22 protein-coding genes are annotated in these 23,474 nt (G+C 64.1%); 17 read left to right on the top strand and 5 right to left on the bottom strand.

Going from position 1 to position 23,474, the window contains the following annotated elements:
* Positions 1-4 precede the first annotated feature (4 nt).
* From ACYVO6_RS45210 to ACYVO6_RS45200, 3 genes are all read left to right on the top strand, one after another.
* Positions 5-178 carry a helix-turn-helix transcriptional regulator gene (locus tag ACYVO6_RS45210; protein WP_450499728.1) on the top strand — a complete coding sequence of 58 codons (174 nt, stop codon included), beginning with the start codon at positions 5-7 and terminating at the stop codon, positions 176-178.
* Positions 175-1,548 (top strand): tyrosine-type recombinase/integrase, encoded by a 1,374-nt coding sequence (locus ACYVO6_RS45205; protein ID WP_461072119.1) that lies wholly within the window; start codon positions 175-177, stop codon positions 1,546-1,548. Before ACYVO6_RS45210 ends, ACYVO6_RS45205 begins: the two co-directional genes overlap by 4 nt.
* A 407-nt stretch (positions 1,549-1,955) precedes the next feature.
* Positions 1,956-2,882: a phosphotransferase family protein gene (locus ACYVO6_RS45200; protein ID WP_461072117.1), complete on the top strand. Its 927-nt coding sequence runs from the start codon at positions 1,956-1,958 to the stop codon at positions 2,880-2,882.
* Positions 2,883-2,889: 7 nt separating this feature from the next.
* Here the strand turns inward: ACYVO6_RS45200 and ACYVO6_RS45195 are convergent, their stop codons facing one another.
* On the bottom strand, positions 2,890-4,140 hold the full coding sequence (locus ACYVO6_RS45195; protein ID WP_461072165.1) for a hypothetical protein: 1,251 nt from the start codon (positions 4,138-4,140) through the stop codon (positions 2,890-2,892).
* A 397-nt stretch (positions 4,141-4,537) separates the two neighbouring features.
* On the opposite strand from ACYVO6_RS45195, the gene ACYVO6_RS45190 reads away from it, so the two are divergent.
* The 4 genes from ACYVO6_RS45190 (at position 4,538) to ACYVO6_RS45175 (ending at position 6,895) form a co-directional block, all read left to right on the top strand.
* Positions 4,538-5,089 carry a bifunctional DNA primase/polymerase gene (locus tag ACYVO6_RS45190; protein WP_461072115.1) on the top strand — a complete coding sequence of 184 codons (552 nt, stop codon included), beginning with the start codon at positions 4,538-4,540 and terminating at the stop codon, positions 5,087-5,089.
* A complete protein-coding gene (locus tag ACYVO6_RS45185) occupies positions 5,079-5,381 on the top strand; it encodes a hypothetical protein (RefSeq protein WP_461072113.1) in 303 nt (100 codons plus the stop codon). Before ACYVO6_RS45190 ends, ACYVO6_RS45185 begins: the two co-directional genes overlap by 11 nt.
* 35 nt (positions 5,382-5,416) lie before the next feature.
* Positions 5,417-5,713 (top strand): hypothetical protein, encoded by a 297-nt coding sequence (locus ACYVO6_RS45180; protein ID WP_461072111.1) that lies wholly within the window; start codon positions 5,417-5,419, stop codon positions 5,711-5,713.
* Positions 5,714-6,412: 699 nt separating this feature from the next.
* Positions 6,413-6,895 carry a hypothetical protein gene (locus tag ACYVO6_RS45175; protein ID WP_461072109.1) on the top strand — a complete coding sequence of 161 codons (483 nt, stop codon included), beginning with the start codon at positions 6,413-6,415 and terminating at the stop codon, positions 6,893-6,895.
* Between the two features lie 235 nt (positions 6,896-7,130).
* Here ACYVO6_RS45175 and ACYVO6_RS45170 read toward each other — a convergent pair whose 3' ends face one another.
* Positions 7,131-8,666 (bottom strand): serine/threonine-protein kinase, encoded by a 1,536-nt coding sequence (locus tag ACYVO6_RS45170; protein ID WP_461072107.1) that lies wholly within the window; start codon positions 8,664-8,666, stop codon positions 7,131-7,133.
* Between the two features lie 904 nt (positions 8,667-9,570).
* Here ACYVO6_RS45170 and ACYVO6_RS45165 point away from each other — a divergent pair.
* Entirely contained in the window at positions 9,571-10,107 is a 537-nt protein-coding gene (locus tag ACYVO6_RS45165; protein WP_461072105.1) for a hypothetical protein, read from the top strand.
* A gap of 165 nt (positions 10,108-10,272) precedes the next feature.
* Here ACYVO6_RS45165 and ACYVO6_RS45160 read toward each other — a convergent pair whose 3' ends face one another.
* Positions 10,273-10,620, bottom strand: coding sequence for a DUF4145 domain-containing protein (locus tag ACYVO6_RS45160; protein WP_388188131.1), 348 nt, complete (start codon positions 10,618-10,620; stop codon positions 10,273-10,275).
* Positions 10,621-11,271: 651 nt separating this feature from the next.
* Between ACYVO6_RS45160 and ACYVO6_RS45155 the strand changes: the two genes are divergently transcribed.
* Together ACYVO6_RS45155 and ACYVO6_RS45150 are read left to right on the top strand one after the other, a co-directional pair.
* A complete protein-coding gene (locus tag ACYVO6_RS45155; RefSeq protein ID WP_461072102.1) occupies positions 11,272-11,853 on the top strand; it encodes a hypothetical protein in 582 nt (193 codons plus the stop codon).
* 391 nt (positions 11,854-12,244) lie between these two features.
* Positions 12,245-14,467: an nSTAND3 domain-containing NTPase gene (locus tag ACYVO6_RS45150; protein WP_461072101.1), complete on the top strand. Its 2,223-nt coding sequence runs from the start codon at positions 12,245-12,247 to the stop codon at positions 14,465-14,467.
* A 922-nt stretch (positions 14,468-15,389) separates the two neighbouring features.
* On the opposite strand, the gene ACYVO6_RS45145 is transcribed toward ACYVO6_RS45150, so the two are convergent.
* Both ACYVO6_RS45145 and ACYVO6_RS45140 read right to left on the bottom strand, forming a co-directional pair.
* Positions 15,390-15,806 (bottom strand): SANT/Myb-like DNA-binding domain-containing protein, encoded by a 417-nt coding sequence (locus ACYVO6_RS45145; RefSeq protein WP_461072099.1) that lies wholly within the window; start codon positions 15,804-15,806, stop codon positions 15,390-15,392.
* A gap of 188 nt (positions 15,807-15,994) precedes the next feature.
* Positions 15,995-16,735, bottom strand: a complete 741-nt coding sequence (locus tag ACYVO6_RS45140; protein WP_461072097.1) for a GntR family transcriptional regulator — start codon at positions 16,733-16,735, stop codon at positions 15,995-15,997.
* A 201-nt stretch (positions 16,736-16,936) separates the two neighbouring features.
* Here ACYVO6_RS45140 and ACYVO6_RS45135 point away from each other — a divergent pair, with 201 nt between their 5' ends.
* The 7 genes from ACYVO6_RS45135 to ACYVO6_RS45105 all read left to right on the top strand — a co-directional run bounded on the left by ACYVO6_RS45135 (position 16,937) and on the right by ACYVO6_RS45105 (position 22,432).
* Entirely contained in the window at positions 16,937-17,284 is a 348-nt protein-coding gene (locus tag ACYVO6_RS45135) for an SCO3933 family regulatory protein (RefSeq protein ID WP_461072095.1), read from the top strand.
* Positions 17,284-18,603: an FtsK/SpoIIIE domain-containing protein gene (locus ACYVO6_RS45130; protein WP_461072093.1), complete on the top strand. Its 1,320-nt coding sequence runs from the start codon at positions 17,284-17,286 to the stop codon at positions 18,601-18,603. Before ACYVO6_RS45135 ends, ACYVO6_RS45130 begins: the two co-directional genes overlap by 1 nt.
* Before the next feature lie 12 nt (positions 18,604-18,615).
* Entirely contained in the window at positions 18,616-18,810 is a 195-nt protein-coding gene (locus ACYVO6_RS45125; RefSeq protein ID WP_151478111.1) for a hypothetical protein, read from the top strand.
* 33 nt (positions 18,811-18,843) lie between these two features.
* Entirely contained in the window at positions 18,844-19,134 is a 291-nt protein-coding gene (locus tag ACYVO6_RS45120) for a hypothetical protein (RefSeq protein ID WP_461072091.1), read from the top strand.
* 358 nt (positions 19,135-19,492) lie between these two features.
* A complete protein-coding gene (locus ACYVO6_RS45115; RefSeq protein ID WP_461072089.1) occupies positions 19,493-20,854 on the top strand; it encodes a replication initiator in 1,362 nt (453 codons plus the stop codon).
* Entirely contained in the window at positions 20,844-21,047 is a 204-nt protein-coding gene (locus ACYVO6_RS45110) for a helix-turn-helix transcriptional regulator (RefSeq protein ID WP_461072087.1), read from the top strand. Before ACYVO6_RS45115 ends, ACYVO6_RS45110 begins: the two co-directional genes overlap by 11 nt.
* The gene (locus tag ACYVO6_RS45105) at positions 21,044-22,432 is read left to right on the top strand and encodes a tyrosine-type recombinase/integrase (protein ID WP_461072085.1); all 1,389 of its coding nucleotides are present in this window, start codon (positions 21,044-21,046) and stop codon (positions 22,430-22,432) included. The genes ACYVO6_RS45110 and ACYVO6_RS45105 overlap by 4 nt, the downstream gene beginning before the upstream one ends.
* Positions 22,433-23,474 lie beyond the last annotated feature (1,042 nt).

Here is a 23,474-nt window from a genome sequence, read left to right as displayed (position 1 = left end):
GTTGATGACCGTTCCGGAAATCCTTGCTGAGCTCAAGGGAGTCTCACGCCGGACCTTCTACCGCTGGCGCGAATTGGGGCAGGCTCCTCAGGCTTTCAAGTTGCCCAATGGTGAACTGCGGGTGTGGCGGAGCGACTTCACGGCGTGGCTGAACAGTCGAGAGAGGGCAGCGGCATGAAGTCACTCGACGTGAAGGTCTGGGGCGTTCGGAAGAGGAACACCAAGAAACCGTCCTATGACGTCAGGTGGATCGTTGCCGGGAACGTGTGCTCCGAGCAATTCCGCACCAAGGGACTTGCTGACAACTACCGTTCCAAGCTGCTTCGTGCAATGCGCGATGGCGAGGAATTCGACACGGCGACCGGGCTGCCTGACTCGATGGTCGAAAAGGCGCCCTCCATGACGTGGTACGCGTTCGCGCTGAAGTACCTCGCCATGAAGTGGCCGCACGCTGCGCCGAACACGCGCGACGGGATCAACGAGGCATTGACCGCTGTCACGGTGGCTCTCCTCGACGACCGTCCCGGACGGCCAGCCGACAACCTGCTCAGGAAGGCGCTTCGCAACTGGGCCTTTGTCCTCCCTGGCCCCGATGACCGCGAGTTGCCGACAGAGATCGCGAACACGCTGCACTGGGTGGCCAAGGCGTCGCGCCCGCTCTCAGATCTCACTGATGCAGCACTCGGCCGCGCCGTTCTCGACTCCTTGAAACTCAAGCTCGACGGAACCGCGGCTGCGGCGGAAACCGTACGGCGTAAGCGGCGGACGCTGGTCAATGCGATGCACTATGCGGTGGATCTCGGGGAATTCAAAGAGAATCCGATCACTGCGGTTCGCTGGAAGAAACCGAAGGTGGTCAAGGAAGTAGATCCCCGAGTCGTGGCCAATCCCGAACAGGCTCGTGCTCTGCTGGCTGCGATTTCATACGTCGGCGGATATGGCCGTGCGCGTGGCCGTCGACTGGTCGGTCTGTTCGCCTGCATGTACTACGGCGCCTTTCGCCCGGCTGAGGCTGTGGGCCTCAAAGAGGCGGACCTGAAGCTGCCGGAAACGGGTTGGGGAACCGCTCTGCTGAACCGCACTCGCCCCAGCGTCGGCAAGCGCTGGACCGACTCCGGCGAAACGCACGACGATCGCGGGCTCAAGAACCGGCCCGTCGAAGAGGTCCGGCCCGTACCGATCCCGCCCCAGCTCGTGGCGATCCTCCGGGACCACCTCGACACCTTCGGCGCTGCGAAGGACGGGCGGCTGTTCACCAACGAGCGCGGGGGAGTGGTCGGCTCATCGACGTACTACCGCGTCTGGCAGGAGGCTCGCGCGCTGGCACTCCCGCCGGCCGTTTTCGCCTCGCCGCTTGCTGCCCGGCCGTACGACCTGCGGCACTCGGCGCTGTCGACCTGGCTCAACTCAGGCGTTGACGCGACCGAGGTTGCCGAGCGTGCGGGGAACAGTGTCGAGGTCCTGCTGAGCCGCTACGCGAAGTGCATCGATGGCCGACAGGAGATCGCCAACCGCAAGATCGAAGAGTTGCTGCGCGAGTACGAGTGACCTCGCGTGAGTAGCGCGTGAGCCGCGCTAGGCTTCAGGCCCCCGGATTCGTCCGGGGGCCTTCGCCGTTCCTGGGGCTGACCAGGGACGATGCCTCAAGATCGTGTCCACGAATAGTCCACGGACGCCGACATAGGGCCGCTCAGGGCTGCATACGGCTGCACACACGCAAAGACCCCGCACACAGCGAACTCGCTGGTCACGGGGTCTTTAGGCACCTCAGAAAGGGTGCCCCCGGCAGGATTCGAACCTGCGCACACGGCTCCGGAGCCCGGATGAGGCCGTTCGTCTTTTGGTGCTCTGACCTGCGGGGAGTGGGCGCGATGGGGCCCACTGGGCAAGATCATTACGCCCCTATTACGTGGGCGGCCTGTCGAGCGGCGGGGTGGCGCCGTATGGTCGAAGGCATGATCTCGGGCAGCGGCGGGGACCAGGACGGCGGCACGGAGTTCACAGCGGAAAGCCTCGGGGTGGTCCTGCGTGAGGCGTGCGCGACGGTCCAACTGGATTCGGACGGTGCCGAGTTGCTGCGGCTCGGCTCCAACGCCGTGTACCGCTTATCGGCGTCGCCGGTCATCGTCCGGGTTGCCCGCGACCCCGATGTTCTGGAGGAGATGGAACGGGCCGTGCGGGTGGCGCGGTGGCTGGAGGTGGAGGACCTTCCGGCTACTCGGGTGCCGGCCGGGGTCATGCAACCGCTGGTGGTCGGCGGCAGGGTCGTGACGTTCTGGGACAGTGTGCAGGAGCATGAGGAGTTCGGGACGGTGGGTGAGCTGGCCGACCTGCTTCGCCGTCTGCACTGGCTCGAAGAGCCGGAGTCTCTGCGGCTGCCGTACTTCGATCCCTTCGCGAAGCTGTGGGCGTCGCTGCGGCAGATGGACGGCGTCACGGAGGACGACCGCACGTTCCTGGAGGAGCGGGCCGGGAAGCTCAACAAGGACTACGACCGACTCGACTTCGTCCTTCCCTTCGGCATGATCCATGGGGACGCGAACATAGGCAACGTGCTCCGTCACCGGGACGGCCACGCCGTTCTGATCGACCTCGACGGCTTCGCGCTGGCTCCTCGCGAATGGGACCTGATCCTGACGGCCATGTTCTACGAGCGGTACGGCTGGCATACGCGGGCGGAGTACAGGGAGTTCGTGCACCGCTACGGCTTCGACCTGCTGAACTGGCCGGGCTACGAAGTGCTCGCTGATCTGCGTGAGTTGATGATGGTCATCTGGGTCGGACACCAGGTCGCGACGAGTGAGAAGTCCGCCGAGGAGTTCGCTCGGCGTGTGCGGTCGCTGCGTACCGGTGTCGGCCGCAAGGAGTGGAAACCGTTCTGAGAGGGCGTCAGCGGTTGTTGGCCGAGTCGGCTGCGATCCACAACCTGTGTTCTTCGGCTTGCTCCTGGAAATCGCGTACGACGCTGCTGTCTCCGGTCCGTGAGAGGTGCTGACGGAAGTCAGCGAGGTAGCTCACACATCGTGCGGACTTGAGCTGTTCGCCGAGATCCAGCGCGTCAAGCGCCACGCGGCAGGCTTCTTCCAGATCACCCGCGCGTAGGTGAGCGTCGGCGAGAACCATCGTCGCGAAAAAGTCGCTCCGGACATGGTCGCCACTCACGGCATTCGACGCGTGGGCGACAGACTGACGGGCGCTGTTGACATCACGGAAGCAGTGGGCGGCCTCGGCAGCGAGTTCCGCTTCGTCGAAGTAGGTGATCCACTCGGGCTCGTCGTCGCTGTTCCGGCTCTCCAGGGCATGTGCCGCTGCGGCGAGGGCGAGTTCACACGCGCGGGTGTCGCCGGTACGGGCCAGCGCGCGGGCCTCCATGGCGTGGAACTGCGCGCGCAGAGTCGGCGTGGCCACCGGTGAGATGCCCATGAGCGCTGCTCGGGCGAGCGTGGCGGCCTGCGTATAGCGGCCAAGGAACGTGGCCTGGTGGCTCATCGCGGACAGGATGCTTCCAGCAAGGCGGCGGTCGTTGGCGTCCTGGGCGAGTCGGAGAGCTTGAAGGAAGTACCGCTGAGCGAGACCGTGATGGCAGGTGTCGTATGACATCCATCCGGCGAGGAGCGTTGCCTCAGCGGCGGTGGAGAACAGGGCCCGTCCGACTGCCTCGGTGTATCTGCCGTTCAGCAGCGGCGCAACGTCACGGCTGAGGTATTGGATCACGGCGAGCCGTGCGTGATCCCCTCCGAACTGGTCGTCGAGCTGCGCGAACATGTCGGCGGTCGTCTTGACCGTGGCCACATCGGCGAGCCCGACGTGTGTACGGTCGTCCTGCGGTGCGCTGGGGAACGACGGCTCGGGAGCGACGAGCCACCGTAACGAGGCTTCGTTCCAGGCAGGTTCTGATGGCTGGGCCTCGAACAACGGCTCATAGCCATTGAGATCGGCACGCCATAACCGACCGACGGTCTCGATCGCGGCATCCGGACTCGCGGGGTACCCGGCTTCCAAGAGGGCCAAGTCCTCGCCGTTGGCATAGTTCAGCCCGAGTTCCGCGGCGCTCATTCCGAGGGCATCGCCGAGAAGCGGCCCGTAGAAATCGTCGGGGACGCTGTGGCCGTTCTCCCAACTGGCTATACGCCGCTTCACGCTGGCGTCCGCCGGGAGCTGGTGCCCACGCCGTTCGGCGGCCTGACGCAACTCGCGTACGAGGCGCAGTTGACTCCACCCTCGGGAGGTACGGGCTTCACGTAAGCGGACGCCGATCGGCTGCATCGGAAACGTGCCTCTTCTTTCCCTCTCGTGTGTCGGGCAACAAGCCAGTCCCACGTCGAATGTACGCGCTGCCAGGCGTCGCGTACGAGCCGTAGCCGAAGTTGCCCGTCCTACTTGGAGGGTGACGGGGGATGACACATGGACACGGACCACGTCATCCCCTGTCACCACTCGTCATCTGCCCAGCTCAGGGGCCATGGGCCGAGTCTGGATCTGCGACGGCAAAGAGGTCGTCGGCGCATCCCGACCGAGGTGAGATGACGTGCAGAGGATGACCAGGAGAGGCGTTGAGTGGCTGTCTGCTGCCGCTGACGATCCGGAGATGTGCAGGGCGCGCTGGGCGGACGATCCGCGTGCGCCCTGCATGCTGCCGACGGGGCGTCTCTTCGACGTGGTGGTGCTCGACTACCGCACTGGCTTGGAGACCTTCGACCAACTCGTACGCCGAGACATGCCGCTCGGCCCGGTCATGGTCGACCACGCGGCCCAACGAGTCGGCTTCTTCCTCAACTCCCAATTGCGTGAGCGCTTCGTCCGCTTCCTGACCAGGGCAAGCGAGAACCCGCCTCCGTACAAGTACCTGAGCAAGGACGCGTTCGTCGTCGTGCCGGGTCCCATGCCTATGTCCGGCGACCGCTACCAATGGCTTCATGCCCCGGTGCGTCGCCCGGAGGCTGACCCACTGCGCCCGGTCGCGCTGGCGTTCATGCTCGTGGCCGCTGCCGAGCTGCTGGAACGGATTGATCACTACGGCGAGCAGTACCCGAACCCGGAGGCAGCGGCGGCGGACGTCCTGGAAGGTGCGGCGGCCGATGAACGGTGAGGGCGAGGAGCGCCACGACACGGCCCGATGGTCGCCGCTTGAAAGCGAAGGGTGGTACGCCGCGCGCGGTGCAACGAGCGTGCTTCGCGACGTACTGACGGCGGCAGGCATGGAGAAGGACTTCCCCTATCTGCGGGCGGACTTGAACGCGTTTGGCCATGGGCTGATCGAACTCGGACGTGTGTCACCGGAGACAGCGGAGCGGTTGGCGGAGCTGCTGAAACGCGCGCTGTCCTGCCCGCAGGGTGCGGACTGTGCGAGCAGCGGACCGACGGACTTACGAGAGAGCTAAGAGGTGAAGAAGACGTGACGGATCGGCGAGGAGTGGTGGCAAAGCGGGCCGAGAACCTGGCGCCCGGTGTGCCTTACGTTCGGGGTTGGTTTCGCGCTCGCCGCGGTGCTGAATCGCTGGCGCGACAACTGACTGCGCTCGGCCTGGAGTCGGACTTTCCCGGCCTCAGCGCCGACGTGAACGTCTTCGGTGACGGCCTGGTGCGTCTCGGCTCGATCAGGCCGGAGGCGGCGGCGCTGCTAGCTGAGTTGATCGCCTCGGGACTGGCCGCGGAGATGGCGGATGGGACGGTCACCCACGAAGACGAACACAGGGACGTTCCGACGGCCTGAAGTCGCTGCCCTCAACTCCGGTCCGATGGGGTCGACAGAGGCTCCCCTCCTGCGGCGGACCGGACTCTGGCCCTGTGCGCCGGCCGCCTCCGATACGGCAACCGACGCGCAGGGCTTCGGCATGTTGCTAAACGTCTCGCATCGGGTGGTCGACTCCGACCGCCCGGCCGGGACCGGCGCCCTAGCGCCGCAGCCCGGACGGGACGGCGGAGGCGACCATCCCCACGCATACGAGACCTGGTCAACGGTGACAGCCTGCGCTCTCAGCTTGGGAAGCTGCGATCATTTGCAGGGCGGCTCGGGCGCTGACCTGGGCGAACGGCCGGTTTGCGGCGCTTGCGGGTTCGACCGCTTTCACCGTGGTTCCCCGCTCGATCTGGTGCGGTTGTGGTGCGGCGCTTGGACAGCGGCTGTACCCACAGACCGGAACCGAAGCGGCCCGGCCTGCGCCGAGTCGCCTCATGGTGGTGCAGCCTTCTGATCTGTAGTTCTATGTTGAATGGTCACCGTCGGTCATATCAGTCGCGCGACAGGCCCGGAGCGGACGCCACTGGGCGGGGCTGGCTGCCGTGGTTGCTGTACTTCTCTGCTGTACAGCCGGGTCCGGCGGATCGATCGATGTGGCTGAGGTGCCACGCTGCTGTTCTGTGATCAGTAGCATCGTCTCGCCGAACGCTAGGACATCGGGACGCAGGGGGCGTGGTGCTGGAGAGCTTGGTGACGACGGCCGCTGGTGCCCTATTAGCCACGGTGGGTGTGCTGGTCGGCGGTGTTGTCACTCGCCGCGCCCAGGATCAGCAGTGGATACGTGACCAGCAACTCGCCGCCTATCAGGAACTGTTCAGCCATTACGCCAAGTTCACGATGGAACTCAGGCGGGCACACGGTGATGGACGGGGCTGGGACTACGACTGGGGTGAGTGGAGCGCGGCTCTGATGCGTGTGAGCCTGATAGCTCCCACTGAAGTCGCCACGGAGATCGACAATTTTGGCCGCGCCATCAACTCCTTCCTGGACCAGGTGGAACGAGGGGAACGCACCCCACTGCGCAACCCTCTCAGTCCGGAGGAGTTCGAAATGGCCCGACAAGAACCCGCCCTGGCGCAGGTGAGACTGGTCAACGCCATACGTCGTTCACTCAACAATGATCATCAGGGGCTGTCGTTCGGGATAGGAGGGTAGGACGTATCGACCCCTGACTTCTCCTGAGCGCCGCTTTAGGAGAGAGGCTGGGGAAATCTGCCGGTGACCTGCAGATTCACTGGCCGAGCTAACAGGTGGGGATGCGCCCGCTGGCTACCCTGGTTGACCGCAGCTGCCCCCTGCATCTGGCACGGTTGTGGCACGCGACCTCTTGGCCGTGTCCTATGGGTCAGGGAGCTCTCGCCTGGGTCGTCTTCGGGTTGCCTCCGCAATGTCAGCTCTCAGCGGCCGGTCCCTCAACTGAGGGCAGAGAGAAGGTGACCACAACCGCGACAGCAAGCCACGTCACCATGCCCGCCAGAAGTGCCACGAAGACGGTCGCACCGCGCCCTGCGGCCAGCAATCCGGCGAGTGTGACTCCGTTGAGCAGACCGGCTGCTGTACCGACCGCGCTCTGCCACGGCGCCCGGCGGACCACAGACTCGACGACACGCCGCAGTGCTGCGGCGATGAGGGACAGCAGTGGGCCAACGAGCACGAGGGCCAATAGTGCCGTCCACCACGGCGATGGGGGCCAGAAGAGCAGAAATCCTGCCGTGAGCACCGCACACAGCATTGCCATACCGATGGGGAGTTCATCGGCGTCGCCCTCGCGCACACCGCTGTCGGGAGGAGCCCATATATACGCATCCAGTCCTACTGCTACGAAAGCCAGTACGCACACTGCGGATATCCAGAAAGGAGACCAACTGGTCAGAACGCTGAACTGGGCGTAGATGCAGCCAGCAGCGAGTAGGCCGCTCCAGGCACTTGTCCGACCAGTCATCGGAACCGTTCGTACGGCCGCAGCTCTGGAGGAATCCTGCTCGGTTACTGGAGCCGTTCTTCGCAAGGGTGCCGACTCCGGTGCACGAGTGGCATCGGCCGTAGGCGCCTGGGATAATTCCAATGCGTCAGGGAGAGGACGGCCAAGTTCGTACCGCACACCGATCAGTCGATCGATTACCTCTTGGGCATCGGCCGGGCGCTGGTGCGGCTCCTTTTCTAAAAGGTGCAGGATGAGTCGGTCGAGGTCATCCGGTACATCAGGGCGCAAGGCGCGGACTGGATCCGGTTGGCGGTTGATGTGTTGGGCCAGCACCGACCACCCGGCCCCCTCGAATGGAGGGGCTCCGGACAGGAGCTCATAGAGAAGGCAACCCAGCGAGTACAGGTCACTGCGCCCGTCGATGCTGCGGTCTCCACGGGCCTGCTCAGGGGACATATACGCCGGGGTGCCGATCGTTGCGCCGGTCCCTGTCAGTCCGGGCCCGGACTCCTCTACCAGCCGGGCGATACCGAAGTCACAGATTTTGACATCGAGTTCCCCTTCGCCGCACACCATGATGTTGGCTGGTTTGATGTCACGATGAACGACACCAGCACGATGGGCCGCTGCGAGACCTTCGCAGATCTGGATACCCCACTCCACCACCGCATCGATAGCCGGCTCTCCCGTGGTTGAGAACGCGGACATAGGACGGCCTTGCACGAGCTCCATTACCAGGAAGAGGAGTGGATGACCATCGGCCTCGGCCTCGCCGTGGTCGTGGACTGTCACGATGCGTGAGTGGGCCAGACGAGCCGCACTACGGGCCTCCTTGCGGAAGCGTGCGGCTAACTGTCCATCTTCGTGCGGACCTTGGGCGATGACCTTGACAGCCACCTCTCGGTCGAGCCGCGTATCGACGCCCCTCCAGACCTCCCCCATCCCGCCCGCCCCGAGACGCTGTACCAGCCGATAGCGGCCTTCCAGTACCGCTCCGCGCACCCCGAACCTCCATCCCCGTTTCGGTACCACCCGTGATGCGAGTGGCACAGTCTGCCCGGACCCGCCGTCGAATGGCAGCCTACGGATACCTCCCCAAGAACCGCACGGGGTGGGGCGCATGAGGCTCAGGCGGGCGATGGACGCACCCCAAATGCCTTGCCGCAGCCCGTGGTCCCTGTACTCAGCCGCAGGACGTCGATTGCACCACCGTTGCTTTGCGGCCCATGTTGTTGACCTGGTCCTTCGTCGTTGAGCATGTGACGAGAATCGCCCCGTGCTCGCAGCTTGGGAAGCTGCGATCATTCGTGGCTGGCTTGAGCGCTGACCTGGGCAAACGGCTGGTCTGCGGCGTCATCAACGGCGCCTGCGTTCCCCGTGATTCCCCGCCGTTCCCCGCCCGAACTGGTGCGGTTGTGGTGCGGGGCGGGATCACCGGCAGGTCCGTTGTCAGTGCCTGCGGCTACGGTCTCAAGCGCGCGGTCGGCTTCCGGGGGTTCCAGCTCTGAAGGGAATGGTTGCATCCCCGGCCTGTCTGGGGGCGGCCCGGAGACTCGTCCGGGACCTAACCGACGGTCGGGCTTCGTCGATGGCCAGCAGACAACCTGCCAGCGCCGGCCGCGCACCACTTCTCGTCTTGGCAGAGGGGGGCGCACGCTTTCCAACTGTGGTGCCGACGTCGGCTGGTTGGCGACTGAGTGCCCCGTGGTTCCCCGCAGGATCTGGAACACGTCTGGCACGCCTATGTCCTTGTCGCGTGCCACCACAAGGCGGCTGCTGGCGGGGGGGAGTTGGCTTCCGAAATGCTACATCGGAAGACTGTACGGATACGGGCTGTCCTGCGTTGGGAAGACTGCCCCGAGGAGAGGGGAGGCGGCCAGGGATGAGTGCCCTCACGCAACAGATCTTGACCATCGCGAGCGTCGTCGTAGGTGTACTTGCCTCTTTTGTGGCAACCAGCCTGACTGAACGTTCTAGGTGGAAAAGGTCCCAAGCGGCCCGGTGGGACGAAAAGCGCCTCACGGCCTACGCCGAATACGGCAACGCCGTGAAATTGGGCGTGCGTTTGTGCTACCGGATTGCTGCGGCAAGGAACTTGGTTCCGACAAGCCAGCCGATTGAGATACAAAATGGCCTTAGCGCTCTTGCCGAGGCGGAGAATGAACGCACGGCTAGGTGGGAGACCGTTTTGCTACTGGGGGAACCGGCCACGATATTAGCAGCTCGAAAATGGCACGAGGCGGTCTGGAAACTAGAGCTGCTCATTAGGGAAGATGGTGTGGAACCTGCAGCCTTCGTTGAGGCTTACAAAGAGAGCGTTCGACTGCGGAATGTATTTTACGGCTGTGCGCGGCTTGATCTCGGCGTACTCAGCGGTGACATTCCAGAACCTGCTTTCGGGAGTCTCCGGCTGACTGACAATGTCGTCCCAAGGGGTGACTAGAAGGCTCCAGCGCCTTACTAGGAGCCACTTGCTGAATGAACACCGCTTTAGGAGTTCGATCCGAGTCTGCTCCGGCTACTGCCGTCGACTGGCGCGGCAGCCGGACAGAGACGCTGACGTACACCTCTGTCTGGCGTCGTTGATGTCAGCTGTGGATGTCAGAACTCAGTTTGCTGACGCCTGCCTACGGTTCTGAAATTCCTCGTACTTGGCTGTGAAGACGTAGATGTAGTTCAACAGAGCCTCGGCAAGAGACAACGCATCCGCTGCGTCTTCCCGGCTCACCGATTCCTCGCTGAAGTGCGCGCCTTGGTTGCCTAGCACTCTCAACGCCTGTGCCCAGTCGAAGAGGCGGCCCTCGATCTTCCCGTTATCGCGGAGTTCCTGGAGTGCCTGGAAGAGGGCCTTCTTCTGCGTGCCCTGCTCGATGCACATGCCTTCCAGCGTACGGCGGACCATGACGGCAGCTGCCGTGTACAGGTTGGCATCGAAGCATGCACGCGCTTCCACCATCTCGCGCGCTATCGATGCTGGGATGCCCGGAGCAAGTGCGGTGACCTGGGGCCACAATCGTTGAGGCTCGTTCGAGTCGTCAGAATCTACGGGCTCGTTCCAGAGCTGGGGTTGTCCGCACGCCAGGCAACCCCAGAGCTTGAAGTCAGCTGGGCGGCCAGCTTGGTCTGGTGACCTGTCGCGGAGTATGACCCATTCGCCAAAAAGGGACTTTTCCTCGCACTGCGGACACTCAAGTAACCGCATTTCTTGGCCCATGCATACCCCCAGATTCGGTGTGGCCGACTGCCGAGCCTAGCGTGCACGAGGTCGGTGTAGCGGCTTTGGGCGGGAGCTGCCATGGGGCGAGAGATCGGGGCCCGTAAGCTTGCCGCGCGCACGCCCAACGGTGGCAGATCTCCGATGCCGTGACGGCCGTACGGGCGGGCACAGAACCTCTCGCCCGAGATCGTCGGCGCCATGCCCGTAGTGAAGCAACTCGTGTCCGACCTGCTGACCATGAGCCGGCCACCCACCGAAGACCTGCGAGTACTGGCAGCCGAGCTCGGCGTGCACGAAGCAGCAGTCTGAAGCTTGTGGTGCGCAGTTGGCTGCTTGAGCGAACCCACGAGTCCACGAAGTCGATCAATCAGCAGCGAGACAACAGCTCCCGTGATCTACCCAGCTGGCGATGAACTCGTCAAACTTCTGTCCATGGACCAGGGGGTTGCTGCTGTGTGGGCTGCGGGTGTGGCCGGTTTCGCAAGTGCGGCAGGTGCTGCCATAGGGGCAGGTGTGACGGTGCGTGGCGCTCGAAGTCAGGTGCTCCAGCAGAGCAAGCTCGACTCAAGTAGGCAGCGGAGAGAGGAGCTCAAGCAGAACTGCACAGCCTTCCAAGCGACACTCCGCGAGGCGCTGTTCGCTCTGGAGGAGTCAGCGGAAGCGATGCGTGACACTACCTCGGGCGAGGCGCATAACCGGCTTCGGAAAGCCATACTGTCGGTGCACACTGGCCACTTTGACCATGTGATGACGTATGCGACGGGCAGCATAGTGAACGTCTCGGCTGAAGCGTTGGTTCGGCTCCAAAGCGCCGCCCGCGCTCTCGATGCCCTCCGCCGGAACCCTGCTGAAGCTACGCGGGATTCACCGTCGTACCTCCATTGGCTCGACCAACAGCGCAGCTACCTCGGCGCGTACGAGATGTTCTGTAAAGAGGTTCAGCAGGTCACCAACGAAGCATGGCCCACTTGATCGTTGTTTCGACAACGGAATCCCACGGGTGCACCGGCAAAATTCGAGCATGCACACGCGGCTCCGGAGGGCGCTTCGGTCCTACGAAACATTGCTGGTCAGGGCCACGTCTGCGACCGGTTGAGCGGGACCTGTCCACAGATGGTCCACGACGACCTGCCGGAGCAGTACCTGCTGCAAGTTGAGTGTGTCCGTCGGAGCCCAGCGGTGCGCGACGATGTGGTTCAGGCGTCGGCCATGGGGGCAACGTGACTGGCAGCCCTCGGTGGCGCAGACAACCCTCTTGACCCTGGACCCTGGTGGGTCGGGTGTGTCTGTTCCTCGGCTCGGAACAGTAGCCGAGGACTACGATCTTCCTGCACGGCGCGGGACACCTTGGGGGTGGTGAGGCGTGGACTTGCTCGATCTGCGAAAGCTGTCTGACCTGGACTTCGAGAGTCTATGCAAAGACATGTTTGAACGCCTACTTGGTGTGAGGCTTGAGATCTTTTCAAGCGGGCCGGACGGCGGCATCGATCTCCGTTACATTGGGCCCAACCAGAAAATTGTCATCCAATGTAAGCACTGGATGAAAAGCGGGCGCACCAAACTTATTGGGCACTTGTTGGCCAGCGAACTTCCTAAGTTGGATCGAATTCGCCCAACGCCGATGCGCTACATCTTGGCTACCTCGGTCGAGATGACGCCGGCCGCCAAGGAGAAGATTCTCGACGGGTTTCGTCCATACATTCAAAGCACCGGGGATATCTATGGAATCTCCGAGATCACGTCGTTCTTGCAAAATAACCCCGAAGTAGTTCGCAAGAATATGAGGTTGTGGCTCAACGACGCCACGATCCTTGAGGCTATGATCTCAAAGAATGTGATTCAGCGATCACTTCATCTCGCTGACGACATTAAGGATACGCTCCGCACGTATGCGCCAAGTGTCAATTTGCGGAAAGCGATGAACCTCGTGGAGAAGAATCACGTGGTTTTAGTATCGGGACCGCCAGGCGTCGGTAAGACGACATTGGCTCAGGTAATCTGTGCGCATTATGCGGATCGCGGATTCGAAGTTGTTGAGGTATCCGAAAACGTCGAAGATGTCTACCGGGTCTGGCATGATGGCGAGCCGCAGATATTCATCTACGATGATTTTCTTGGCCAGACATCGCTAGATGATAAGTTGCATAAGAATGAAGACAGTAGGCTTCTCTCCTTGATTCGTCGAATCCGCAAGGATTCCACGAAAAGGTTTGTCTGTACGACTCGCGGATATGTCCTTCAGCAGGCGCGGCAAAGGTATGAGCGCATGGATCGAGGGGATCTCGATCCTCTCACGTTTACCGTCGATCTAGATATTCTTGGACGGGAAGAGAAGGCCCAGATTCTCTACAATCATGTCTACTGGTCGGAATGGCCGACGTCTGCAAAGAGGGATTTCTCGCGGCCGGATGTGTATCGCCCGATTATTAGGCATGAAAGCTTTAACCCCAGGGCTATCTCTGACCTCATCTCTGTTCCGTTCAATCCTGATCTGGGCGAACCCGGGGCGCAAGTTGTAGCAGCCCTGAACGACCCCATGGGGCTGTGGAGGCACGTTTTTGACCACCAGCTGAAGGAGAGCGATCGAGACGTCCTCTATCTCCTCTTCACCTTGGGCGGGAAGGCAACCTTTTCAGCCCTAGGGGATGCGTACCTAGCGTTCTCGAATCGCGGCCTATCGCAATTTATGTCCAGTTTGAAAATTCTGGACGGGACACTCGTCCGTCTATTTGGCGATTACGTCAAGGGTTACGTGGAATTTAGTAACCCTTCCGTAAATGACTTCATGTTGATGAAGTTTTCTGAAGAGCGCGACCTAGTCATGAGGGTGTTGAAGAATCCGTACTCTTTTGATCAGGTGGCACTTCTTTGGTCCTACCATGATGCGCCAGTGGATTCGGGGCTGCCGGCTCAATTGAACCTTGCCCCATTTCAGGCGGAAATCGAAAAAGCCGCATTGGCCACACTGGAACGTGATGGGACCACCACGCACTCTAGGGCTGGGAGAGTTGCGCTTTGCCTGGATCTCGCCGGTTCAATGCGCGTCCCGAAAATTGAGGATTGGGCAGTGGGCAAGCTGAACCCACCGGGATTCGTCTACCGGGCTACGAGTGGCGACGTGATTGCGCTGATTCGAACCACCCACGGATCTGCCAATCGGAGAATTAAGGAACTTCATGAATCGGTGCGACTGGAAGGTCTCACTTCGTTGTTTAATAGGGATCGTGGTGACTTCGGTCTCTTCGTAGCGGCTAGCCATGCCATGGACCTAGCTGAATTCGTAGAAGATAAGATTCTGGCAGACCTATGCCGACAGGCTGATGAAATGTTTGATGACCTGCTGGATCGGTACTCTCGTGACCCTGACGATGTGGACCCAGATCTGATTCATCACGGAATTCAGTACATTCTGCGACATGGCGACCTTTGGGAGCACAAGTGGCCGAACGCAGCTGCCTTGATGGAGGATTGGCTCCCGGAAGATATGGAGAATTTCGAGGGAAGCGAAGAAGAATCTGATATTGATCCAGAATATGTTGATGGTGAGGTCTATTTGACCATGCACTCCCTGAGCTTTCTGGAGTAATAGGTCGAGGAACGACGGGTCGGCGGAGTCTCAATCGGTGCGTCAGGCGCCGGCGACTGGGATCAGCGTCCCCCGGGACTAGCTCTCCGGGGGACGCTGGAGGCCCTGCGGCGCTCTGCGCCTCGATGCGAACTACGGGCGGGAAGGTCGCTTAGGTCTGCGGGCCTGGTCAGTCAGCCTTTGAGGATCCAGGGCGTTCGCTGACGGTCGGCGTGGTTGCTGTACTCCGCTGCTGTACCGACCCCGCGAAGAGAACGGTCGTCAGGGCGAGAACATCGGCGTACACGCTCACTACGTCAGCCGCTGCGCTCCATGTGATCACGACGACTATCACAACCGTGATCACCCACGGTTTCCAGCCGGGGTTTGACAGCCTCCATGGGGGAGGGGTGACACTCATGCTTGAGCCTCTCTACGGGGCTTATTGCCCACCCTGCCGCTCTCGCCGGGAAGCCTGCGCGGCTTGGGTGGGCACCTGACTGATGGGGACCGTAGCAACGGAATGCCTAGGTCTGGGGCGTCTGTGACTTCGCCCCGATCACTCTCGGATGCAAGTCCACTTGACGCCTTAACGGAGAGTGGCAGCGAGCGTGCTCGGGCGGGCACACTCCATCAAGCGGAGTTGTTAAGAATCAAGGACTGCTTGATTTTTCGCAGTGCCAGTTACGGACCGTAGTAGCCTCATTCTGTCTGAAATCAAACCCTCGGCTCACGCCCTTAACGGCCTGCAGGGGGGCCGCGCGGTCGGCGGAGCGACTTTGGCCGGGGGCTGCTTTGGCGCGAGTGATCATGGCCCCGTAAGCTTCCGGCGAGTCGGGCAGTCTGTGGACCTGCCCGTTAAAGCACGACGTTGGGGCCATGATCTTCGAGGCTCGCGCCAAAGTGGCTGGCTAAAGTCGTGGAGCCGACCGCCCCAGCCACATCACAGCTGCTCTAGCCCTAGCTTGCCGAGCCGGGAGCGGATTGCACTGGGCTGACGTCCGAACTCCGCGCTGAGCACGTCGAAATCGTGCTCCCCTTCCCGGTACAGGGTGAGTAGCCTCGCCTCCTCCTCGGCGGTCCAAGGCTGACCGAAGTTGGGGTAGCGGGCGCGGAGCTCCTCGGGGTCCTCTCGCCGACCATTTCTCGGGATGTGCTCGACCTTGACAGCTACGATCATGTTCAGCGCGAACCGAGCGATCTCGGAGCCTGCGAGCCAGAGCACAAGATGATCGTCCTCGAACGTGATCTGGTCGGCCGGAATCGTCATCGAGCGGTGCAGACAGTCGGCGTCATTCGGGTCCGGCACGTAGTCGGTGAAGCTGACGCGGAATGATGCACGCACTGTTGATGCCCCCATGACTTCAGCGTGCCGGACAGGGGTTCCTCACGAAAGAGCGCCGCTCGGCCATGGTGGCCCGACTGCGGGCGGGCCGCTGGCGAAGACAGAGCGGCCCGCCCGCTGAGGCGGGCCACGCCGCGCCGTGCGCGGCGTCTTGATGACGTGGAGAAAGTCTGAGCCAACCGGGGGTCTGCTCTGGTATCCGGCTACAGCCTGAACGAGAGTTCCAAGTCGTCGCCAGGGAGGTGGAACTCCTCAAGGGCCAGCGGCTTGTCCGTTCCATTGAGCGTCACACGGAGCACGTGCAGGAGCGGAACCCCGTCCGGTAGTCGGAGAGCTTGGGCCTGGTCCGGGAGCGGCATGCGGGTGCGGACGTACTCCGTGAAGTGGAGTTCGTGGCCGAGGTCCGCGAGCGCCCCGTAGAGCTCTGGCGCCGGTGGCGGTGCCTCCTCCTCGTACTTGGTGTCGACCAGGACCGAGAACGGCACGTACGTGCGGTGGAGTTGGCGGAGGCGGCCGTGGTCAGCCGTCTGCAAGGCGTCGTACGTGAACATCGGCTCGCCCGGCGGGATGCGGAGTAGGTCCGCCAGGGCCAGCGGAGCGTCCGTGCGGGTTGCTACGGAGGGCTCGGCGTCCTCCCATCGGATGCCGTCGGCCTCCACGTATCGGCCGTCGGGTGCCAGGCGTACGCCGCGCGGGCGCGTGAGGCTCGGGCGGCTCTGGGGTGAGCGGGCGAAAGTGCCCCTGCCCATGATTGCCTCGACCAGACCTGACGCCCGTAGCTCTGTGAGGCCCTGACGGACTGTGGGGCGCGTCACGCCGAACTGCTTTGCCAACGCCTCCTCGGACGGGAGCGGTTGGCCGGCGGGGAAGGTGCCGTTCAGGATGCCCTCGCGCAGGTAGTCGGCAATTTGCCGGTACTTCGGCTGCGTGTTCTTCGGCGGCATGCAGGGCCCTCCAAGGCCGGTTCGCCTCGCGGCTGTCCAAGGTGCTGGCCAAGTTGACCAACTTCTTGGACAGCGTCCCCCATCACAAGACGGTTGACAACCCGTACTACGGGTCGCACTCTGGATTCGGCACCCGTACTACGGGTGGTCTAGCAACCCGAAGGATTGGCCTTCGGGTGCCAGAGACGAGGAGTACAGACAGTGGCAAGCCTTCCGATCGACACCGCGAAGTTCACGGGGATCATCTGCGCAGTGCCCCCGACTCCGCGGGTCGCGAATCGTGAGACCGGTCAGCTTCGCGTTGACCGTGAGACGGGAAAGACCATGTACCAAGTCGGCCTCTGCCTGATGGCTGGGGCGTCGGCGGACGTGGTGAACGTCAGTGTGGCCGGGGAGCCGAGCGGCGTGCAGCTCGGTATGCCGGTGGCCGTGCGGGACCTGGTCGCCACCCCGTGGGAGAACGACGGGCGGCACGGGATCGCCTTCCGTGCTGCGGAGATCCGGCCCCTGAACGCTCCGGCTTCGGCTGGGAAGGGGGCCGGGCAGTGATGATCCTGGCCTCCACCCCTTCGGCCGGGGCGACCTGGCCGAGTTGGGTTCTGCTGGTGGCCACAGTGCTGGCGTCGGGCCTGCTTATCGCGGGCCCGGCCCTGCGCCGCCGCTACCCCGTGGCCTGGTGGCTGTTACTCGGCTTCCCGGCTGTGGCCTTGCGGGTGACGTACACCTGGCGGCCGTTGATGGCCGGGTGTGGGCTCGCCGTGAGCCGTCGACCGGCGCTGACTGTGGTGTCCGGGCTCATCGGCAACGGGGCACCCCCGCCTCAGCCGCGCGTCCCTCGGCGCGGGCTCATACGGCCAACCGTCGGCGGATTCTGGTTACTGGTCCGGCTGTTGCCGGGGCAGGTGCCGGAGGACTTCGTCAAGGCGGCGCCCGCCATGGCGGAGGACTGGCAGGTCCACGCGGTGCGGGTGACCTCCTGGAAGCCGGGAACCGTGCGGATCGCTGCATCGGTGACGGATCCGTTGGCAGCTCCTCAGGTACCGAAGCAACGCGGGCCCGGTCATCTACTCCGGGTCGCGGTGGGTGCGCTGGAGACCGGTGCCGCATGGGTGGTCGACCTGCGCCGCGTGCCGCACTGGCTGATCGTCGGTGCCACTCGCTCCGGCAAGTCGACGCTGATCAACGCGCTCGTTGCGGGCCTGGCTCCGCAACCGGTCGCGCTGGTCGGGATCGACTGCAAGGGCGGCATGGAACTGTCGCTCTACGAGCCCCGGTTGTCCGCGCTGGCGACCAACCGTGAACAGGCGGTCAAGCTCCTGGCGGCGCTCGTAGACCTGACGCTCGACCGTATGACCGTCTGTCGGGCGGCTCACGTACGCAACATCTGGGGCCTTTCCGAGAAGGAACGTCCGGTCCCCGTCGTCGTGATCGTCGACGAGATCGCGGAACTATTCCTCGTCGCGAGCCGGAATGAGAAGGACGAAGCGCAGGCGGCCGGTACGGCGCTGATCCGACTGGCCCAACTCGGCGCGGCGCTCGGGGTGTTCCTCGTCGTGGCCGGCCAGCGGGTCGGCTCCGATCTGGGGCCGGGAGTCACGGCTCTGCGGGCCCAACTCGGTGGGCGAGTGTGCCACCGGGTGGCCGATCCCGGTACCGCAGAGATGGCACTCGGCGACCTCAACCCCGACGCACTCAAGGCGGCGCAAGCCATCACACCGGAACAGGCCGGTACTGCGGTCCTGGCCTCCGGTGACGGCTGGGAACGCGCTCGCTCCCACCTGGTCACCGAGGCCGACGCGGAAGCCATCGCGGCCGAGTACGCGCACCTGACCCCGGTCCTGCCCGAACTGCTCGCCGCAGCGAAGTGAGAGGGAGCCGCCGTGCTGGTGTCCATGTCGGCCGTGCTGTTGCTCGGCCTCCTGATCTGGTTTCTGTTGCGCATCCGCTACCTGCGCTTGCCCGACGTGCTGCTCTGCGGAGCCTTCGGCTTCCTGCTCTCAACGACCGTGGCTGCGCCGGTGGTTCAGGCGTTCCTCGACGGCGTGAGTGGCTTCCTCGGTCAACTCCGCTTCTGAATCGACCCGATCAACGAAAGGAAGGGGTGAGCCATGCCCGCGTACGTCATCCGCTCCGGTGACCGTGCCGCGTTCATCGCCGGTCTCCGTGAGCTGGTGGATTTCCTCTCCGCCAACCCCGATGTCCCCGTACCGCGCAACGCGTCGTTCGGCATCTTCATCGACGCCTCCGACCCTGCCGCTCGCAAGGAGGGCGCGGAGCATGTCGCCACACCGCTCGGCGTCCCTGTGGAGGACATCGGCGAGGGCTACTACGACGCACGCCGCGGCTTCGGACCGATCGCGTACAGCGTGATCGCGATACCGCCCGAGGAGCGGCAGTGATCGCCCGTATGACGGGCTCCCGACGGGGCGCGAAGTCGCCAAACCCGACCCCGTCAGGAACCCACTCCATCCGCCACATGAGCAGTGAAAGGAGCATTCACACTTTGTCCACCGCGCATCGTTCGCGCAAATCTCTTCCGCCCGAGTGCGAACTGAGGGGCACCGACTCCGAACGGTCGGCCTGCACAGGACGGGAACAGATCGTCCTCGTCGGGCTCGACGGCTTCGAGCGGCACTTGTGTCCGGCACACGCCGCAGCACTCTGGCTCACAGACCCGACACTCCGGTTCAGCGCCAAGACCCGACCGGAGGCGATTGCCGCAGTGATGTGGCAGGCGTTCGGGGGCGGTGGTCGGCGATGACCGCGCCCCTGCCGAAGAGCGTTGCCGCCTTGGTCACCAGGGCATCGGAGCCGGAGTTCGCGGCCTGGCGGCGCAACATCGTCCGCCTCGGCGGCTGCACCAACCCGATTCACCTGGTAGGTGGCGAAACCGTCGTCGACACGACCACGGGCGAGGCACTGTTCTCGTACGGGTCGGACGTCTACGGCGGTCGCCTCCTGACCGCCTGCGGCAACCGGCGGGAGACGGTCTGCCCGACCTGCTCCCGCCTGTATCGGGCGGACACCTATCAGCTCATCCGGGCCGGCCTCGTCGGCGGCAAGGGCACCACCGAGGGGGTGAGCGGTCACCCTCGGGTGTTCGCCACCCTCACGGCTCCTGGCTTCGGCCCGGTCCACACCCGCCGTGAACGCGACGGGCGTGTACGGGCTTGTCGTCCCCGGAAGGCGGGGCAGTGCTGCCCGCACGGGGTGCCGGTCGGTTGTCATGAGCGGCATACCGAGGTTGAGCCTCGCCTCGGCGAGCCGCTGTGCCCGCGCTGCTACGACTACGCCGGATCCGTGCTCTGGCAGGCGTACGCCGGTCAGCTCTGGCACCGGTTCAGTCTGGAGCTGCGCCGGGAGATCGCGCGGTGCGCTGGGCTGTCCCGTGCTGAATTCGTGGACGTGGCTCGGCTGTCGTACGCGAAGGTGGCCGAGTACCAGAGGCGGGGCCTGGTCCACTTCCATGCCGTGCTCCGCCTCGACGGACCGGACGGACCGGCTTCGTCCCCGCCCGGCTGGGCGACAGCTGCCCTCCTCGCTGATGCGGTACGAGGGGCCGTCGGCCGGGTTCGGCTCGTCGCTCCCGGCGCGGACGTGATCGGCCGGCGCGTGTTGTTCTTCGGCGAACAGGTCGACGTCCGGCCCATCGCGGCGTTCGGTGCGGGGGAGCAGCTGACCTCGGCGGCCGTGGCGGGCTACGTCGCCAAGTATGCGACCAAGGGCGCCGAGTCCGCCGGTGCGGTGGACGGCCGGATCCACCAGGCACGGGAGCTGGTGATGCTGCCCGTACGGGCCCATGTGCTCCGCATGATCGGTACCTGTTGGTGGCTCGGCGGCCTGCCTCCGTTCGAGCCGCTCGGGCTGCGGCGCTGGGCGCACATGCTCGGCTACGGCGGTCACTTCTCTACCAAGTCGCGCCGTTACTCCACCACGCTGACCGCACTTCGTGAGGCCCGTGCCGAACATCGCGCGGAGGAACAGCGGAAGGCCCTTGGCCTGGCTGACCGCTCGACCGTGACGGTCGGCCAGTGGCGCTACGCCGGGCGGGGCTACTCGCCGGAGGCCGCGCTCCTTGCTGCCTCCGTGCGGGAAGGCGGTGGTCTTCATGGCACGTGAGAAGTCGGCCGAACTGCTCACCGTGCGGCAGGTGCTCGAAGAGCTGGGCGGAATCTCCCGGCGCACCTTCTACCGCTGGCGGGAGCTGCGCATCGCACCGGCGTGCATCCGGTTGCCGAATGGTGAGTTACGGGTCCGCCGTGACGTGCTCAACGACTGGTTGAAGGAGCGTGCGGAGGGGGCCGCGTCGTGAAGTCGTACAAGGTCTCCGTATGGAAGCTCACGGTCAACAAGACAACCAAGAAGCCCACCTACCTCGTTCGTTGGGTCGTCGATGGCCAGGCGTTCAGCGAGTCGTACAAGACCAAAGCGCTGGCCGATCGCTTCCGGGCCAAGCTGCTACGGGCCGTCGACAAGGGCGAGCCCTTCGACACGGTCACCGGTCTGCCCGACTCGCTGCGCGGCGGCAAGGCGGCTCTGTCGTTCCTGGAGCTGGCGCTCAAGTACATCGATGCCCGGTGGGCGGAGGCGTCCGCGAAGCAGCGGGACAGCATGACCGACTCGTTGGCGACGGTCGTCCCCGTACTGATCAAGCCGGTACGGGGACGACCAACGCCGGAGATCGTGCGGAGGGCGTTGCGCTCGTATGTGCTGCCTCCGCCTCGCCGGGAGCGGGAGCGGTCTGAGGAGATCGCTTCGGCGCTGCGCTGGATCGAAAGGGCGTCGCTGCCGGTGGCGGAGTTGCAGGAGATCACTCGGGTTCATGAGCTGATCGACGGTCTCGGGCGGAAGCTGGACGGCAAGCCTGCAGCCACGCAGACGTACCGGCGGCGTCGAGCAGTCGTCTTTAACGCGCTTGACTACGCAGTGGAGTTGGAGCTGTTGCCGTCCAACCCGCTGAGCCGGGTACGCCGTAAGCGTGGCAAGCGAGCAGTGCAAGAGGTCGACCGCCGAGTAGTGGTCAACCCTCGGCAGGCCCGGGAGCTGCTGGCGGCCGTGACGTACGTGGGCGGCTACGAGCGGGCCAGTGGTCGACGGCTGCGGGCGTTCTTCGGGTGCTTGTACTACGCGGCCATGCGACCCGGTGAGGCGCTGGGCCTGCGGCGCTCTGACTGTGTGCTTCCGGCGAATGGCTGGGGTCGCATCGAGCTGGCCGAGACGCGTCCGACGGCGGGGAAGGCGTGGACCGACTCAGGGGAGGCGCACGACCGCCGCGGGCTGAAGCAGCGGGCGGAGGGGGAGGTGCGCACCGTGCCGATTCCGCCCCCGCTGGTGCGGCTGCTCCGTGAGCACCTGAAGGAGTTCGGCACAGCGAAGGACGGTCGGCTCTTTGCCAGCGAACGGGGCAACGTCATAGCCGCGTCGTCGTACTCGCGCGCATGGAAGCAGGCACGGGAGCTGGCGCTCCTGCCAGAACAGGTCTCCTCGGTCCTGGCCTTCCGGCCGTACGACCTCAGGCACGCGGGCGTCTCCCAGTGGCTCAACTCTGGCGTGCCCGCGCCGGAGGTAGCTGCTCGTGCCGGTCACTCGGTCGACGTCCTGCTGAAGATCTACGCGAAGTGCATCGACGGCCAGGAGCAAGAGATGAATGACCGGATCCTGAAGGGTCTGGGGGAGGAGGACGACACCGAAGAGTGAAACGGGCCCACACGGTCCTCACGCGAACGCCCCGGAGCGATCCGGGGCTTCGTCATTCTCGGATCGGTTACGCGAAGGTCCTATCTCAGGTCATCCCAAGGGCAATGGACTCGTGAGCGGGACTGCTGGACTTCATCGTCACGCCGGAACCGCGAGTGCGACCCGCTCTTCCTGCCCTTGCCATGTGACCCAAAGGTGCGTCGGCATGCGCGGGCTTCCCGTCCGATAGATCAAGAACTCGCGTGCCTCTCCAGGAGCGAGTTCCACGTTGCTGATCCCGGCTCGGAAGTTGAACGCTCGATCTTGGGTGCTGATGCCCGGGGCATCGTGAATCGTCACTCCCGTTGCCACGGCTCCACCAACGTTGCGAAGACGCAAGCGACTGCCGCCTCCCGTGCGCTCGACTCGCAACTCCACCTGTGGCTCTGCCGCTCTTTGCCGCTCTTCAGCTTCCTGCCGCTGAAGAGCGAGTGAGCCCTCCGCCGCGCTTGCTGACCGCTCGGCAGCATCCGACGAACGTCGTGCCTCCCGTGCAGACACCTGCGATGCCTCAGCTGACTGCTCCGATGCCCGAGCAGAACGGACGCCGAGCCGGTAGCTGATGATCACCGAAACGATCGATACCGCCAGAGCTGCCCACCCAGGCAGGTCGCCTATCTCCATGGCTGGGGACGATACGACGCGATTGGCTGACTCAGGCCAGAGACTGAGTGCCTCCATGAGCACGTTGCAGTCATTCCGGCGGCCTCACGACCAAGCACTGACGCGGTGCGTTGAGCGGCGAGAACGCGCAGCGCGCGCCTCAGTAAATGTCCGTTGACCTGCTGCGAAGCGCCTCAAGATCAACACGTCATTACAACGTGATCACTGTCATGGAGCTGCATCCGGCGGCAACTGGCTGCGCATACGCGAAGACCCCGCACATAGCGTTTCCGCTGATGACGGGGTCTTTAGGCACCTCAGAAAGGGTGCCCCCGGCAGGATTCGAACCTGCGCACACGGCTCCGGAGTGATTGCGCCGATCGCGCCCTATGCGCCGCCT

This window comes from Streptomyces pseudoechinosporeus (genome assembly GCF_054783935.1).
This window is presented reverse-complemented; position numbering and strand designations above follow the sequence as displayed.

Coding starts and splice junctions, on each gene's coding strand:
- ACYVO6_RS45210 (WP_450499728.1), top strand. CDS start 5: ATGACCGTTCCGGAAATCCTTGCTGAGCTCAAGGGAGTCTCACGCCGG.
- ACYVO6_RS45205 (WP_461072119.1), top strand. CDS start 175: ATGAAGTCACTCGACGTGAAGGTCTGGGGCGTTCGGAAGAGGAACACC.
- ACYVO6_RS45200 (WP_461072117.1), top strand. CDS start 1,956: ATGATCTCGGGCAGCGGCGGGGACCAGGACGGCGGCACGGAGTTCACA.
- ACYVO6_RS45190 (WP_461072115.1), top strand. CDS start 4,538: ATGACCAGGAGAGGCGTTGAGTGGCTGTCTGCTGCCGCTGACGATCCG.
- ACYVO6_RS45185 (WP_461072113.1), top strand. CDS start 5,079: ATGAACGGTGAGGGCGAGGAGCGCCACGACACGGCCCGATGGTCGCCG.
- ACYVO6_RS45160 (WP_388188131.1), bottom strand. CDS start 10,620: ATGGTGGAAGCGCGTGCATGCTTCGATGCCAACCTGTACACGGCAGCT.
- ACYVO6_RS45145 (WP_461072099.1), bottom strand. CDS start 15,806: ATGGGGGCATCAACAGTGCGTGCATCATTCCGCGTCAGCTTCACCGAC.
- ACYVO6_RS45140 (WP_461072097.1), bottom strand. CDS start 16,735: ATGCCGCCGAAGAACACGCAGCCGAAGTACCGGCAAATTGCCGACTAC.
- ACYVO6_RS45130 (WP_461072093.1), top strand. CDS start 17,284: ATGATCCTGGCCTCCACCCCTTCGGCCGGGGCGACCTGGCCGAGTTGG.
- ACYVO6_RS45120 (WP_461072091.1), top strand. CDS start 18,844: ATGCCCGCGTACGTCATCCGCTCCGGTGACCGTGCCGCGTTCATCGCC.
- ACYVO6_RS45115 (WP_461072089.1), top strand. CDS start 19,493: ATGACCGCGCCCCTGCCGAAGAGCGTTGCCGCCTTGGTCACCAGGGCA.
- ACYVO6_RS45110 (WP_461072087.1), top strand. CDS start 20,844: ATGGCACGTGAGAAGTCGGCCGAACTGCTCACCGTGCGGCAGGTGCTC.